Source organism: Asaia krungthepensis NRIC 0535, from assembly GCF_025995175.1.
GTDB classification, from domain to species: Bacteria; Pseudomonadota; Alphaproteobacteria; order Acetobacterales; family Acetobacteraceae; genus Asaia; species Asaia krungthepensis.
Map to the genome: position 1 here is coordinate 359672 of NZ_BAPV01000004.1, position 15144 is coordinate 374815.

At 60.2% G+C, this 15144-nt stretch carries 10 protein-coding genes; 6 read left to right on the forward strand and 4 right to left on the reverse strand.

Annotated features, from left to right (window positions below; translation table 11 throughout):
• The first annotated feature begins 433 nt into the window (after positions 1-433).
• Complete coding sequence (gene metH / locus AA0535_RS04130; protein WP_373319271.1) at positions 434-3934, forward strand: methionine synthase; 3501 nt, start codon at positions 434-436, stop codon at positions 3932-3934.
• 146 nt (positions 3935-4080) lie between these two features.
• Positions 4081-4833 (forward strand): YdcF family protein, encoded by a 753-nt coding sequence (locus tag AA0535_RS04135; protein WP_264814617.1) that lies wholly within the window; start codon positions 4081-4083, stop codon positions 4831-4833.
• 54 nt (positions 4834-4887) lie between these two features.
• Here the strand turns inward: AA0535_RS04135 and AA0535_RS04140 are convergent, their stop codons facing one another.
• Positions 4888-5760: a hypothetical protein gene (locus AA0535_RS04140; RefSeq protein WP_264814618.1), complete on the reverse strand. Its 873-nt coding sequence runs from the start codon at positions 5758-5760 to the stop codon at positions 4888-4890.
• 87 nt (positions 5761-5847) lie between these two features.
• The gene (locus AA0535_RS04145) at positions 5848-6927 is read right to left on the reverse strand and encodes an alkene reductase (protein ID WP_264814619.1); all 1080 of its coding nucleotides are present in this window, start codon (positions 6925-6927) and stop codon (positions 5848-5850) included.
• A 123-nt stretch (positions 6928-7050) separates the two neighbouring features.
• Between AA0535_RS04145 and AA0535_RS04150 the strand changes: the two genes are divergently transcribed.
• Together AA0535_RS04150 and AA0535_RS04155 are read left to right on the forward strand one after the other, a co-directional pair.
• Positions 7051-7347, forward strand: a complete 297-nt coding sequence (locus tag AA0535_RS04150) for an ArsR/SmtB family transcription factor (RefSeq protein ID WP_264814620.1) — start codon at positions 7051-7053, stop codon at positions 7345-7347.
• 54 nt (positions 7348-7401) lie between these two features.
• Positions 7402-9528, forward strand: a complete 2127-nt coding sequence (locus AA0535_RS04155) for a hypothetical protein (RefSeq protein ID WP_264814621.1) — start codon at positions 7402-7404, stop codon at positions 9526-9528.
• A 99-nt stretch (positions 9529-9627) separates the two neighbouring features.
• Here the strand turns inward: AA0535_RS04155 and AA0535_RS04160 are convergent, their stop codons facing one another.
• Positions 9628-9972: a hypothetical protein gene (locus AA0535_RS04160; protein WP_264814622.1), complete on the reverse strand. Its 345-nt coding sequence runs from the start codon at positions 9970-9972 to the stop codon at positions 9628-9630.
• 33 nt (positions 9973-10005) lie between these two features.
• Here AA0535_RS04160 and AA0535_RS04165 point away from each other — a divergent pair, with 33 nt between their 5' ends.
• Both AA0535_RS04165 and rpoH read left to right on the forward strand, forming a co-directional pair.
• Entirely contained in the window at positions 10006-10989 is a 984-nt protein-coding gene (locus AA0535_RS04165) for an RluA family pseudouridine synthase (protein ID WP_264814623.1), read from the forward strand.
• Positions 10990-11230: 241 nt separating this feature from the next.
• The gene (gene rpoH, locus AA0535_RS04170; protein ID WP_264814624.1) at positions 11231-12145 is read left to right on the forward strand and encodes an RNA polymerase sigma factor RpoH; all 915 of its coding nucleotides are present in this window, start codon (positions 11231-11233) and stop codon (positions 12143-12145) included.
• Positions 12146-12273: 128 nt separating this feature from the next.
• Here the strand turns inward: rpoH and AA0535_RS04175 are convergent, their stop codons facing one another.
• Complete coding sequence (locus AA0535_RS04175) at positions 12274-14925, reverse strand: Hint domain-containing protein (RefSeq protein ID WP_264814625.1); 2652 nt, start codon at positions 14923-14925, stop codon at positions 12274-12276.
• Positions 14926-15144 lie beyond the last annotated feature (219 nt).

Genomic DNA, 15144 nt, shown 5'->3' on the forward strand with positions numbered 1-15144 from the left:
GAAAAGCGGGATACAGTCCCCTCACCTGTTCGATGAAGATCTGGTTGAGCGCTGCCGGGACCGGGCCAGGACCACGACAGCAGACACATGACTGGCCCAGAACCCCTATACGATGCGACGATGGAGCAATCTGCCGGAAAACGCGCCATGTCCCTTCCGGGGCGCAAAGCCCCTCCCCTGCAGCCAGGCAGGCCATCTCGTTTCTGTATCGTTCCATATCCGGCGTCATTTCCGCCAGATCCTTCAGGATTATCAGCCTGATTCGCCCGTCGCCCGCCATCAAGCTTCTCCTGGTTCCCGTGATCCCCGCTGTCAGGCTAGACCCTGTCTTTACTGGACAGAAGCGACCGCCTCTGAAAAAAGCAGCTTTCGCCATGTCAGCAAGCAAGACATGACCTGATTATATGATCTTTCAGCGAGATACCTTGCCATCATGACACGTCCCCATCTTCTCGACGCCCTGCGCGACCAAGTCCTGCTCTGCGACGGCGGCATGGGATCACGTATCCAGATGCTGGATCTGGAGGTCGAGCGCGATTACTGGGGGCAGGAAAACTGCACCGAGATCCTGACCCTCTCCCGGCCCGAACTCATCCGCGAGATTCATCGCGGCTATTTCGAGGTCGGCGCAGATATGGTCGAGACCAACACCTTCGGTGGCTCGATCGTCACCCTTGCCGAATTCGGCTTGCAGGACCGCGCCCGCGAGATCAACCGCAAATCGGCCGAGCTGGCGCGCGAGGCCGCCGAGACCTTCAGCGACGGACGTCACCGTTATGTTGTGGGCTCCATCGGCCCGGGCACCAAGCTGCCCAGCCTCGCCAATATCGACTACGACACGCTCGAGGCCGGGATCATCGAGCAATGCCGTGGCCTGATCGATGGAGGGGTCGATGCCTTTCTGATCGAGACCTGCCAGGACACGCTTCAGATCAAGGCAGCCGTCAACGCCGCCAAGGCTGCACGGCGCGAACTGGGCTCGGACGCCCCCATTTTCGTTCAGGTGACGGTCGAGACCACCGGCACGCTTCTGGTCGGCCCCGATATCGCCGCGGCAGCCACCACCATTCATGCGCTGGACGTGCCCCTCATCGGCATGAACTGCGCCACGGGCCCGCAGGAAATGGCGGAGCATGTGAAATGGCTGTCGGAGAACTGGCCCGGGCTGATTTCCATCCAGCCTAATGCGGGGCTTCCCGAGCTGGTGAACGGCACCACGCATTACCCTCTCACCCCCGGTGAAATGGCCAGCTGGGTCGAGCGATTCATCGTGGAGGACGGGCTCAATCTGGTAGGCGGATGCTGCGGCACCTCCACCCCGCATATCCAGGCGCTGGACGGTATGCTTCGCAAGCGCGGCCGGACCAGTCACCGCCCTGCCCCGGTCAGGCGCATTCACCACTGGGTGCCCTCCGTTGCCAGCCTTTATACCCAGACGCCGCTGCGTCAGGAGAACTCCTATTTTTCCATCGGCGAGCGCTGCAACGCCAATGGCTCCAAGAAATGGCGTGAGTTGCAGGAAGCCGGCGACTGGGATGGCTGCGTTGCCGTAGGGCGCGAGCAGGCCACCGAGGGCTCCAATGCGCTCGATCTCTGCACGGCCTTTGTTGGACGCAATGAAATTGCCGAGATGAATGAGGTCGTCACGCGCTTCACGTCTTCAGTGAATGCACCTCTGGTGATCGACTCAACCGAGACCCCAGTCATTGAAGCCGCACTCAAACTGCATGGCGGCAAACCCATCATCAACTCGATCAATTTCGAGGATGGTGAAGGCCATGCCGAAGACCGTATGGTTCTGGCGCGCAAGTTCGGCGCCGCGGTGATTGCGCTCACGATCGATGAAGTGGGCATGGCCAAGACGCCGGAAGACAAGCTGCGCATTGCCGAGCGTCTGGTCGATTTCGCCTGCACGAAGCACGGTCTGCCGCAATCCGATCTGATGATCGACCCGCTGACCTTCACCATTGCCACGGGCGTGGAAGACGATCGCAAGCTGGGTGTCTGGACGCTGGAAGGCATCCGGATGATCCGCGAGCGCTTCCCCGACATCCAGATCATCCTGGGGCTGTCGAACATCTCCTTCGGCCTCAACCCGGCGGCGCGCGCCGTGCTGAACTCGGTCTTCCTCGATCATGCCGTCAAGGCCGGCATGACCGGCGCCATCGTGCATGTCAGCAAGATCCGCCCGCTGCATCTGATTGCCGCCGAGGAAGTGAAGGTCGCCGAGGATCTGATCTTCGACCGACGCAGCGAGGACTACGATCCGCTCCAGAAGCTGCTGAAGCTCTTCGCAGGCCGAAAAGCCGCCGATGCCGTTCAGAAGCGCCGCGCCGAGACGCCGGCCGAACGTCTGAAGGACCGTATCGTCGATGGCGACCGCAAGGGCATCGAGGACGATCTCGCCGCGGCAATGGAGGAAATGCCTCCGCTCGACATCATCAACACCGTGCTTCTGGATGGCATGAAGGTGGTGGGCGAGCTGTTCGGCGCGGGCAAGATGCAGCTTCCTTTCGTGCTGCAATCGGCCGAGACCATGAAGACCGCCGTGGCGTGGCTCGAGCCCTACATGGAGCGTGTAGAGGGTCAGGCGCGTGGCACGATGGTCCTCGCGACCGTCAAGGGCGACGTCCACGATATCGGCAAGAACCTCGTCGATATCATCCTGACCAATAACGGCTACCGCGTCATCAATCTGGGCATCAAGGTCCCTCTGGCCGATATGATCGCTGCAGCGCGCGAGCATAACGCGCAGGCCATCGGCATGTCGGGCCTGCTTGTGAAATCCACCGTGATCATGCGCGAAAACCTTGAGGAGATGGCGCGGCAGGGTATCGATATTCCTGTCTTCCTCGGTGGCGCGGCACTGACGCGCAACTACGTGGAAGATGAATGCGCCCGCTCCTACGGTATCAATACAGCAGGGCGCGTCGCCTATGCACGCGATGCCTTCGATGGGCTGTCGCTCATGGACAAGGTCGTGAATGACCAGTTCGACGACTATCTGAGCGCCATCCAGACGCGTCGGGCAGGCAAACAGCGCAAGGTCGAGCGTGCGCCTGAGCTGGCCGAGACACGCGGCTTCGCGCCCATCGACAAGGACGCCGCACGCACCCGGCGCGCCCATGTGGCCGGAACGCAGCCCGTACCCGTGCCACCTTTCTGGGGTGCCCGTGTGGTCGAGGCCACGCCCGCCGCTGTGCTGCCCTTCCTGAATGAGCGCTCGCTCTATCAGTTCCAGTGGGGCTTTCGGAAACAGGGGCGCTCGCTTGACGAGTTCATGGTCTATGCCAAGCAGGAACTGCGCCCGGTGCTCAAGCGCATGCTGGCGCTCTGTGCGGAAGAAACCATTCTCAAACCCCAGGCCATCTATGGCTACTGGAAGGCCGCAGGCGAAGGCAATGACCTTGTGCTCTTTCACGAGGATGGCTTGACCGAGGCCGCGCGCTTCACCCTCCCCCGCCAGCCCCGCGAAGATGGCGAGTGCATCGCCGATTTCGTACGTGACATCGACGAAACCGAGCGCGATGTGGTGGGTCTGCAGGTCGTGACAGTGGGCCAGAAGGCCTCTGACCTGGCGCGGGACTGGTTCGAGGCCAACCGCTATCAGGATTATCTGTATCTGCACGGGCTTTCGGTCGAAATGGCCGAGGCCATGGCGGAATACACGCACAAGCGCATCCGTGCCGAACTCGGCTTTGCGGGCGAAGATGACCGCGACATGGAGAAGATGCTGGCTCAGTCCTATCGTGGCTCACGCTATTCCTTCGGCTACCCGGCCTGCCCGCGCCTTGAAGATCAGGAGCCCATTCTGAAGCTCCTCGATGCGGAGCGCATCGGGGTCTCGCTTTCGGATGGCTATCAGTTGCATCCCGAGCAATCGACTTCCGCTCTCGTCATGCTCAACCCGCGGGCCAAGTATTTCACGGTCTGACCCGGGTGTGATGCCGCGTTCCGTCAGGCGCGGGGCCATACTTGCCCGCAATGAAAACCGGCGTCGCATTTTCCCAGCAAATGCGACGTCACCCTACCCGGTCACTCCCGCGATCGGTCCGGAGAAACAAAGGCGATGGGACAGAAATGACACATCCGGATTTTTTCGCTCTGGAACAGCCCGAGATCAGGGAGGCCGCCGATCGCATTGCTGCCTATCTGGCTCTGACCAGTGTTGACGATGCGCCAAACCGGATCGACCTCGTCTGCCTTGCTGGCAATGGCTTACTGGCCTGCGTGGATCATGCTGCGAGCCTGGCGCGGCAACATGGCTGCCTGTTGCTGATCACCGGCGGCATCGGGCATTCGACCCCGCCGCTGGTGGCGGCCCTCGCTTCACGTCTCGATTGCGCGCCATCTGCCCTTGCCGATCTCTCCGAAGCCGAGTTGATCTCCCGTCTCATTGCATCGGATTCCCTGATCGCCCGTGACCAGATTATCCTGGAGACCCGCTCGACGAATACGGGAGAGAACGCGGCTTTCACGCGCGACACGCTCGATGAACTCGGGCTCAGGCCGCATCATGTTGTTCTGGTTCAGGACCCGCTCCTGCAACGCCGCACCGATGCGACGTTCCATCATGTCTGGCGCGAGCGACCAACACGTTTTTTCTCGTCCCCGCCTTTCACGCCCCGCCTTAGAGAGACGGCAACGTCGGAATCCTGGACGGAGGAGCGCTACCTATCCCTGCTTCTGGGAGAAATTCCCCGGCTTCAGGATACGACCACCGGTTATGGCCCTAAGGGACGCGGCTTTATCGGGCACGTTGATATACCCGGAATAATTCTAGAGGATCACGCGCGGCTTGCGGCTCTTTTCACGACGCAGGCGGGGCGCTAACCCTGTAACTCGGCATAGGGAGACATTCCCGTGCCGGACTACTCTGCGACTACTTCAATACGCGTAGGCGAGACCTGCGCGCAGGGTCAGGCCGTTCTGGATGCCGCTTGAGGTCCAGCGTCCTGCGACCTGCCCCTCACTCACGGTCTGATAGCCATACTGGTCTTTGTCGTGGCCATAGGATGTATAGGCATAGTCCCCCCCGGCCGTCAGATGCCAGTGGCGCGTCATGCGATAGTCCGCCCCGAGGCTGCCTTCCCAGCGCGGCCGCGTCGCAGCGCCCTTAACACGATAGGTCCCCGTGTCGAGAATCTCGGCCCAGCCAAACCGACCACGAAGGACCAGGCGATCGGTGAGCGCATAATCTGTATTCACGCCGAGACCAACAAAAAAGGCATTCTGGCCGCCAAAGCTATCGTAGCCATAGGAGTCATATCCCCCTTGAACGAAGGGGGTGATGAGCGCCTTGTCCTTCAGGAACAGGAAACCCTTGCCGATTTCGCCACGGCTATAGGTCGAGTTAGCACTCTCGCCCCCGCCACCCTGCCACGAATCGCTGCCATAAGATGAGTTGTAGCTGTACGCATATTTGTCATTGCGAGTACCGGAACCGAGGCGGAAAAGTGCCGAGGCATAGAGGTTTTCCACCCGCCCCACAGACACCATGGTCGAGGCGTCCACCTGAAATCCCGGGACCCAGCCGATACGGCGTGAGCGGGATTGCGACGTCCAGTGATAGGGGCGGTACCACTGCCCCCCCGTCGTCTGATACTGGTCGCCATAACCCCCTACCAGATTATCGAAGATCCCGGCCATCGAAAGGCCGATTTCACGATTGACCGCCACAACGGGAAGCGGATCGGCCATTGCTGCTGAGATCGAGAGGGCCGAGAGACAGGCAAGAGAGAAGGCTGACGAGAAGCGCATGAAGGTTCCAGAAAGAAACGAAATGTATCTTCCTGAAACCCAACTGCTTTACGAGGTCAATATGCCCGGCCAGCTTTCACGACAAAGTCATGATTTGTTATAAAAAGGGTAATCGATGTATCCCTCGTCGCCACGGCTATACCACGTCTTGATATTGTCCGACTGAAGCGGAAGATCCTCGACCAAACGTCGCGGCAGGTCAGGATTTGCGATGAATTTGCGTCCGAAAGCGATGGCATCGGCAATGCCGCCAGCGACGGTTTCGATCGCTTCCTCCCGTGTGTAGTCCTGATTGAGCACGAGTGGATTGCTGAATACTTCGCGAATCGGCCCATGCAGCTTGGGCTGGTCGGTCTTGCCGAAGGTTCCGTCCGGGCCAGGCTCACGCAGCTCGAGAAAGCCGATCCCCAGATCGTTCAGCATTCTCGCAGCAGGAACGAAGACGGTCTCGGGCGCGCTGTCGATGCAGCCCTGGGTATCCCCGTTTGGAGAAAGGCGCACAGAGGTACGCTCTGCGCCGATGGTCGCGATCACGCGCTCCGTGACTTCGCGTAGCAGGCGGATACGGTTTTCGGGTGACCCGCCATACTCGTCCTCGCGATGATTGGTGCCGTCACGCAGGAACTCGTCAATAAGATAGCCATTGGCGGCGTGGATCTGCACCCCATCGAACCCGGCGGCGATAGCGTTCCGCGCGGCGGTTTCGTATTCGCCCAGAATACGCGTGATGTCTGCCTTGGTCAGCGCACGCGCCTGCTCCGGGTCCTGCTTGCCGTCATAGGTGTGCAACGGTGCGGGCGCGGAGGTTGGCGAACTGGACACAGGCTGTTGGCCGGTCACGCTGGAATGCACCATGCGGCCCATGTGCCAGAGCTGGACGATAATCTTGCCACCCTTGTCATGTACGGCCTTTGTGACAGGTTTCCAGGCCTCGACCTGCTCCTGCGACCAGATGCCGGGGGCATAGGGCCAGCCCAGCCCCTCGCGGCTGATCCCGGTGGCCTCGGAGATGATCAGCCCGGCTTCCGCACGCTGGGCATAGTATTCTGCCATGACCGGAGTTGGCACGTGTTCACGCGTGCCACGGCCGCGGGTGAGTGGCGACATCAGGATCCGGTTCTTCGCATGGATAGTGCCAAGCTGGATCGGATCGAACAGAGTTGTCATAATGCAATGTCCTCATGAACCCGTGGGGGTTTAATTCGATTTTGATCGAACAATATCAGGAATGGGGATGCGACCGTCATACGGCAACCCCTCCCCCGAGTTTTTTGGAATCGGACAGCGCAGATGCCTGACTATGACCACCCCGCCTCAGACGACCTTACTCTTCTGGGTGTTCTGCGCGGACTGGCCGACCCGATCCGTCTTGAGATCGTCCAGCACCTTGGCAAAGTTCCCGAGGCAAGTTGCGCGGCGCTTCTTGGCGACCGCCCCCGGTCGAGCATGTCTCATCACTTTCAGGTGCTGCGCGATAGCGGTTTGTTGCACACCCGTATACAGGGCGTGCAACACTTCAACTCCCTGAGGAAAGAGGATCTGGACAGGCGTTTCCCGGGACTGATGGATGCCGTCCTCGCGGAGTGACGCCGACGGATTCCTGGTGCCCAAGGGACCGGGTTAAACAAGAGAGAAACAACGATGGCACGATTTCTTCTGACCTGGCACGGCGCCATCGTTTGCTGGGAACATGGCATTCTGAGGCCTGCCAGCCTCACCGAGGTCGCTAAAGGACACGTCACACCTCTTCTGCTCGATGAGTCCCTCTCGATCGTTGATGGCCCCTCCTGTATCCGGATCGAACCGGCCCATTCCGATGCTCATCCCGGTGCGATTGTCATCCGATCGGGCAGTCTTCACGTGAGCTGCCGCAATGGGCAGGAATTCCTGCCTGTACCGCAGCAGGCCGGCTGGGAGCATTTCATGCCCCTCATGCCTGAAAACGTCTCTCTCCTTGCGTATTGCTGCGAAACGACGTGGGTGACAGAGGATCGGCATCTTGCAAAAGCCCAATGCAGCGAGTTCGCGCTGTCATTCGGGAATGAGCGTTTTGCTCTGGATGCCCTTCACCTCTCACCGGGCGGTGACACTCTCACGCTCCCGGATGGACGCCGATACACCGCTTTTCCCGATGTGGCGTTTGCGACGGCCGTAAAGACCGTTGAAACCCTGCTGCGCGATCCCGAGACCATTCATATATCGAGCGTTTGGGCGAACGGCTCCCAACTTGCAGAAGCCCTCTTCCACGTCATCACCATCCCCCATCACGCGCCCCACCTCTATCATCTGGCGCGGCTCTGCGCCCTACTCGATCTGAATGAAGCCGCGCTGGCCTGCCTGGATGCCCTCGTTGGGCGTATGACGACAGCCGAGCTTTCCTGGGCAAGGGCGATCGTCGTGTACCGTCAGGGCAAGGAAAACGACGCCCGAGATTGTTTGCGTGATGCGCTTCTCGACGCCGCAACACGGTCACAGCGTGAGCCCCTCATCCTGAGAACCATGGAGAGATTTCTGGCCCCCGGATTTCATCCGCTGGTCGTTTCCCGCATCGCAAATGAATTGTACCAGGTTTACTTTGACGCCGAATTCCTGAAACCTCTTGTCCCCTCACGCCTCCCTGCGGATGCAGGATACGAACTTCGACAGGCCTATCTTCAGACGATCGAAGAACTATGGGGACACTGCCATTCGGACAAACGTGAGCTGTTCATCGAGACGGAGCACGAAGCCAATGGTGAGTCTCATGCGCTTCGCATCGTGCAGGGACATGAGGCCTGGTATCGGGGTGCGACCGATCAGGCGAATGCTCACTACGAACGGGCCCGTCAGCTCTCCATGGAGTCCGGGTTGCACTTCGTACATTTCAATTGCGGGGCCTATTCCTGGCTGACCGGTTCGCCCCGTTCCGCTGAGCCCGATCCTCTCGATCTGTCAGGCTGGACGTGGGACTGGCATGGTGGAGAGGACGGTGAGGAGCAGCCCGATCTTTGCGTGGTGGCGGGCAGCGACAAGGGTTATTTCCGGTTTGTTCCCAAGCTGATTGCCTCCCTCGTGCAGGGCTGTGCCGAGGGTACGCGCCCGGGCATGATCCGCCTCGTGCTGGGCATTGCAAGCCCCAATCCTGATCAGATCGCTTTTCTGCAGCGCGTTGCGCTGGCGTTGAGCGCTGCACGCAGCCCTGTTGCCCTGAGTTTTGCCCATGGGATTCTGGCGCATAATGACGGCGCGACCTTTTCGTGCATTCGCTATCTGATGATGCCCGAAATCGTCACGCGGTTCTCCTGCCCCGTCATGACGACGGACATGGACGCCATGTTCCCCGCCGATTTCCTCCCCCTCTCCGAGGATTTGCGGGCACGATACGATTATGGCTTCCGACTTTATGCCTTCGACAAGGAAGGCAGACAGTTCATGGGGGAACCCTGGGGGTTCGGGGCCGGGGTCTCCTTTTTCGGCGAGACCGCGCTACTACCGACCCTGGCGCAGGGTTTGCACGACTATATCCGCACGGCCTATCTCACAGCCAATCCCACCAACTGGTGCATCGACCAGTGCGCCCTGGCGGCCGTGTTCCATCACCACCTCAAACCGAGATGGGCCGCGCTGCGCATCCGCTTCATGGATATTCCACCCACCCCGGTCGTGATGCCGCACCATACGGGTATGGACAAGAATGGCTTCGCCGCCTGGGATGGTATCGTGTCGACAGACAGGATCTATAGCGCGCTCGGCATCGACCCGGCAGAGGCCAACGCTCTCATCACCTGAGAAACCCGGCAGCTTCTGTAATCGAGGCTAGGCTCGCGGATGCCTGGGTCGCAAGTAACTATCGACAAGTGCCTGCCCGGTTACGGGCCCCGCTCCTCTTTACTGCGGTGAGAGGGCGAACTGTGCTGTGACGAGCCCCGTATCCGGGTTCCACACGACAACCTGTTCTCCATCGGGGTTGCCGATCAGCAGCACGATGGAGCCATCCGGCCGGACGGATTGCGCTATGATATGCCCGGTCCCATGATAGACGACACCGCGTTGGGGGCTGCTCTTTGGCGCGATCATGGGCGCAGATGCGCTGTGATGGCCTATACTGTCCCCTGACAAGGCTCTATGGGCAATTACGCCGATCAGCCCCGCCACGCCGAGCACGATCATCACACCCATGATGATGACGGCTGCCATGAGCGTTCGGGAAACGGGTGGGGCCGGGGTAGTCATGGCGAGGCGCGATCCTAATTGCTAAAGGGGCACATGACCGAAGCCTACGCCCCCGATGCCGACCGATTCGATTTCGATGTCACGCCCGATCAGGCCGGGCAGCGCCTCGACCGCTTTCTCGCGGAATCGATCGGCAGCCTGTCCCGTTCGCGCGTCAAATCCCTGATCGAGGCCGGACAGGTTTATTGCGATGGCGCCATCATACGCGAGCCATCAGAAACCACCAGAGCAGGGCGTCATGTCACGCTCATCCTCCCCCCCGCAGCCCCGGCCCGCCCACAGGCCGAAGATCTTCCCTTGCCCATCCTGTTTGAGGACCGCGATCTCATCGTGCTCGACAAGCCCGCCGGACTGGTCGTGCATCCCGCCCCCGGTAATGAAACAGGCACTTTAGTCAATGCTCTGCTCGGCCATTGCGGCGACGATCTGGAAGGGATCGGCGGCGAAAAGCGCCCCGGCATCGTGCATCGTCTCGACAAGGATACTTCGGGACTCATGGTCGTGGCCAAGACCCCCATGGCCCATAACGCCCTTTCCGACGCCTTCGCCGCACGTGACATCGACAGGGCCTATCGCGCTCTGGCCTGGGGCTTGCTCCCCTCCCAGATCAGCTATGACGGGGCCATCGGCCGCGACAAGCGCGACCGCAAGCGCATGACCGTGGTCACACAGGGCGGCAAGCATGCCCTTACCCATGTGCGCTGCCTCGAAGCCTTCGACGCCTCGGTAAGCCTCGTGGAGTGCAAGCTCGCCACGGGGCGTACCCATCAGATCCGGGTCCATCTGTCGCAGGCAGGCCATCCGCTTCTGGGCGACCCGGTCTATCTGCGCCGCATTCCCGCTGCGGCACGCGGCCTTCAGGACCCGGCAAAACGCGCCGCGCTCGATTTTCCGCGTCAGGCCCTGCACGCGGCGCGTCTGGGTTTCACGCATCCACGGACGAAAGAGACGCTCCTCTTTACCTCAGAGCCCCCTGAGGATTTCCAGACCCTGCTGCGCACCCTGCGCGGGGGTTAATTAGGAGTAATGTGGTACGTTTTCTTGACTCGAAAATCGGTGTATGATCCACTCATGGTCAATCCGACGAAGTGACGCGCCGCCGGAATGGACGTACCGTCTGGCATCGCTCATGCTGAGGATGCTGCGCGGGGACGATAGTCCTTCCCTAAACAAGCGTCACCCGGTGTCGGGAACCCGGACGGGGTCACCCCCGTAGATAAGGTTCCTCTCTACACCGGGCGAAAGGAGTTGCAGCCCAATGGCCTCTTCCGCCGTGATGTCTCTCGGTCCTGAAAACAACCTGACCCGTTATCTCCAGGACATCCGTAAATTCCCCATCCTGACCCCCCAAGAAGAAGGTGAGCTTGCCCGGCGCTGGCGCGACCGTCAGGACGACGCCGCGGCCCACAAGTTGGTCACCTCCCACCTGCGCCTCGTCGCCAAGATCGCCATGGGCTATCGCGGCTACGGCCTTCCGCTGAACGAATTGATCAGCGAAGGCAATATCGGCATGATGCAGGCTGTCAAACGCTTCGATCCCGATCGTGGCTTCCGGCTGGCTACTTATGCCATGTGGTGGATCCGTGCCGCGATGCAAGAGTACATCCTGCATAGCTGGTCGCTCGTCAAAATGGGTACCACGGCCTCGCAGAAGAAACTGTTCTTCAATCTGCGCCGTCTCAAGGGCCAGATGCAGGCGATCGACGATGGCGACCTCAAGCCCGAGCAGGTCGACAAGATTGCAACGACGCTGGGTGTGCCCGAGCAGGACGTTGTGTCGATGAACCAGCGTCTCTCTGCGCCGGATCACAGCCTGAATGCCCCCCTGCGCAGCGACAGCGAGGGCGAATGGCAGGACTGGCTGGTCGATGACCAGGAGAGTCAGGAGACTACGCTCGGTGAGGCTGAGGAAATGAGCGGGCGTCAGGCTTTGCTGACCGAAGCCATGAAATCGCTCAATGAACGTGAACGCCATATCCTGACCGAGCGACGCCTCAAGGACGAGCCTTCCACGCTGGAAGAGCTCTCGCATGAATATGGCGTGTCACGGGAGCGTATCCGCCAGATCGAGGCTCGTGCCTTCGAGAAACTGCAGAAGGCCATGGCAGCGGAAGTCGAACTCCGCCGAAAGCAGGATGAGGGAATTTCCCTTCATCATCATATTCAGGCGTGACCTGAAGAAAGGGAGGACGAATCACACTCATCCTCCCTTTTTTACGTCTTTCAGCTAGGCCACTTCTTCATCGTATCCTGATGCCGCAGCTTATTGCTCAGATATTCGGCCGCACCTCGGCCCGTCTCTCAGGCTGCTGAAACAAATGGCTCCGTCCCACCCGTATTCTGCTCATCCAGCCGGTAGGGGCCACAGGCGCGGATCTCGATCGTCAGGACGCTGTCGGCGCTGGATGCCGTTTCGGCAAGCGACAGGAAACCGGCGCCGTCAGTCCAGTTCTCTCCGGAGCAGCTCTTGTGCCATCCCAAGTCCCGCATGGCTCCGTGATGGGACGTCACGCCCCATTGCCCCGATGCCGTGAAATGGTTGATCGCGCCCACGCTCACCCCCAGTCGCCGACGATCATCGACAAAAGGTCCGATGAGGTCGCAGGGCCGCGCCACGCGGGAGACGATGTGAAGCGCGCACGTATCGGCGGGCAAAGTGAAGACATAGCTGTCACCAGCCCGGCGCGAAGGGGTGATTTCCCGCCCGTTCTGGCAAAGAAGGCGCAGATCCGGGTCATGGGTTACAGCCATCCCTTCTGGCTGAGCATCCTCCCCCGCGAAACGCGTGTGAAGCTGCTCGGCAAATTTCCGGTCAACGCGAAGTGGCAGAGCCCGGTTAGCGGCCTGACCGTCGCGCAGCACGGCAACGTTGCCTCTTGCCTGAAAGCCCTCGCGATTCCCGGTGTCCAGATAGCTCTCAGCCGGTGTGTTTTCTGCGAGCAGGATGGCATGATCGGCCAACTCGATATGGAAATATTCGTAGCTCAGCATCGCCCGGTCGTAAAAGATCGTCCGACCATTCACGAGCATACGGATCGGAATGAGTGCCCCTTCGAAAGCAAAGCAATGCTCCGGCGTGACCAGCAGGTCGCGGGCTGGAATACCCGGCTCGAAGGCGTTAGCGAGAATGCGTACGGGATAACCGGCAAGGTCGTCAGGCTGGTGAGATTCCAACCGGTTGAAACGGCTGCCGATCCACAGGATCGGACGATACACTACGTCGTCTCCCACCACGCAGGCCACAGCCTCGCCGATCTCGAGATCCTCCACCCGGATCTCACCACGCGCGGTGCGGATATGGGTGCCTTTCAGAAAGCAGACTTCCGTGACGGATTTATTGACCACCAGATGGCCACCCGTGCTCACCGAGGGGTCGAGCACAACGGAGCTCGTATAGGCTGAGACGTTCCCGCCCGATCCCACTTGCGGGCTGATCAGTGAGCCACCTGACTGCACGGTCGAGAGATCGACCCCGTAACCATTATTGTAGTAGAGATCATTGACCGAACTGCCCCCGGCAAGAACCGAAACGGGCACCGAATTGAACTGATTGCCACTCGTGATGCCACCGGCGCTGACATAGACCGTTCCATTGCCGATATAGGAACTCAGCAATGTTCCGCCGTTCTGGACATAGACGGTGTTCGCAACACCCGACAGACCGCTTGCCACAGCGCCACTCATGACCGTGAGAACGGCTCCGTTACCGAGTGATGCCGGTGCCTGCACAATAGTCGCGCCGCTCTGGAATACCGTGACGCCCCCTGAATTCACGGCGCTCCAGACGCCGACGAGTACAGTACCGGAGCCTGCGGGAGGCGTCGTGGGCGGGGTGATCGTTCCCCCCATCGACGTGTAGGTTTCGAGATAGGTATTCGCTTCCGCGTGCAGATCGGAAAGGTTCACGCCCGAACCGATATAGGCCGAGCCGCCCGAGGTGATATCGACCCCGTTGATCGTTGCCCCGGTTGCAGCACTGAGCATCGTGTTGTTGTTGATCGTCGCGTTGTTGAGCGTTGCACCACTGGCAACCGTCACGGGCTGCACCGCATAATTGTACCAGGAATAGGTGTCGTCAGTGGACACTGCCCCGGGATTGAGCGTGACTGCACAGCCGTCGAAGCGGTTATCGCTCACCGAAGCGCCACTATTGACGCGCACATAGGTACGGGTCACATGCGAGTCCGTGAGCGCCCCGCCGGCATAGATGCTGATCGTGGGAATTGTAGCTTCGATGCATCCGAGGCCGGTTACCGTGGCACCGGACATGACATAAAGCGTGGCCGCATTGAGAATGACGGGGCCACTGACGGTCATAGTGGTGTTTTTATAGACCGTCTCACCGCCAATATTGACTGCCGACCATGTGCCTGTGAGGACAGCGCCATTCCTGATATTGTCGCCATTGCCCATATAGCCGGAATAAACCATCCCGCCATTGCTGATATAGCCACCGCTGACAGCTATGGTGCCCGGCGCGGATACGGGAATCACGGCCGATCCGCCGTTCGTCGCAAGGACACCAGAAACAGTCGCGCCCGCCGCCACATTGAGGGTCACACCCGACATGACCGTCGCCCCGAGGAGCGTCCCCCCACTGCTGACATAGTTGGTGAAAGCGCCGTTCGACGCGAAAAACGTGTCATCGACCGAGCTTCCGCCATTGCTCACAGTCAGATTGACCCCGTTAAACGCATTCCCGCTGGTGATCCCCCCAGCAGAGACACGTACGGTGCCTGCATTCAGCGCTGCGCCGGACAGGGTTCCCCCATTCAGCAGCGTCACAGTTATGTTTGCGGCACTCAGGTTGGCGACGACCGCTCCACTGGAGATCGAGAGATAAGCCCCGGTAGCGAATGACTGCGGTGGCTCAACCGTGGTGTTACCGCTCTGATAAACGGTCTTCCCGCCAACCAGTCTCGCAGCCCAGCTTCCCGACAACGACACGGCCATGTCTCTCTCCTTTATGATGGCCGTGACGGCCCGATACTCTCTTCCCACGGCATCAGTCTGGGATCGGCGCCTGCGGGCGCCCATCCATCGAAAGGAGGAGATTAGCCCCAGCGGGGAAATACGATATGCCGGAAATAACGCCTAAGGGGATATTCAATCAAGAACGACAATATTTCAAAAAAATAAATGACAGACATAAAAAGTTGCACAAAAAGAGCA

Excerpts from the sequence above, each read along its gene's own strand:
- AA0535_RS04135 (WP_264814617.1), top strand. The coding sequence starts at position 4,081 with ATGACACATCCGGATTTTTTCGCTCTGGAACAGCCCGAGATCAGGGAG.
- AA0535_RS04165 (WP_264814623.1), top strand. The coding sequence starts at position 10,006 with ATGACCGAAGCCTACGCCCCCGATGCCGACCGATTCGATTTCGATGTC.
- AA0535_RS04155 (WP_264814621.1), top strand. The coding sequence starts at position 7,402 with ATGGCACGATTTCTTCTGACCTGGCACGGCGCCATCGTTTGCTGGGAA.
- metH (WP_373319271.1), top strand. The coding sequence starts at position 434 with ATGACACGTCCCCATCTTCTCGACGCCCTGCGCGACCAAGTCCTGCTC.
- rpoH (WP_264814624.1), top strand. The coding sequence starts at position 11,231 with ATGGCCTCTTCCGCCGTGATGTCTCTCGGTCCTGAAAACAACCTGACC.
- AA0535_RS04140 (WP_264814618.1), bottom strand. The coding sequence starts at position 5,760 with ATGCGCTTCTCGTCAGCCTTCTCTCTTGCCTGTCTCTCGGCCCTCTCG.
- AA0535_RS04150 (WP_264814620.1), top strand. The coding sequence starts at position 7,051 with ATGCCTGACTATGACCACCCCGCCTCAGACGACCTTACTCTTCTGGGT.
- AA0535_RS04160 (WP_264814622.1), bottom strand. The coding sequence starts at position 9,972 with ATGACTACCCCGGCCCCACCCGTTTCCCGAACGCTCATGGCAGCCGTC.
- AA0535_RS04175 (WP_264814625.1), bottom strand. The coding sequence starts at position 14,925 with ATGGCCGTGTCGTTGTCGGGAAGCTGGGCTGCGAGACTGGTTGGCGGG.
- AA0535_RS04145 (WP_264814619.1), bottom strand. The coding sequence starts at position 6,927 with ATGACAACTCTGTTCGATCCGATCCAGCTTGGCACTATCCATGCGAAG.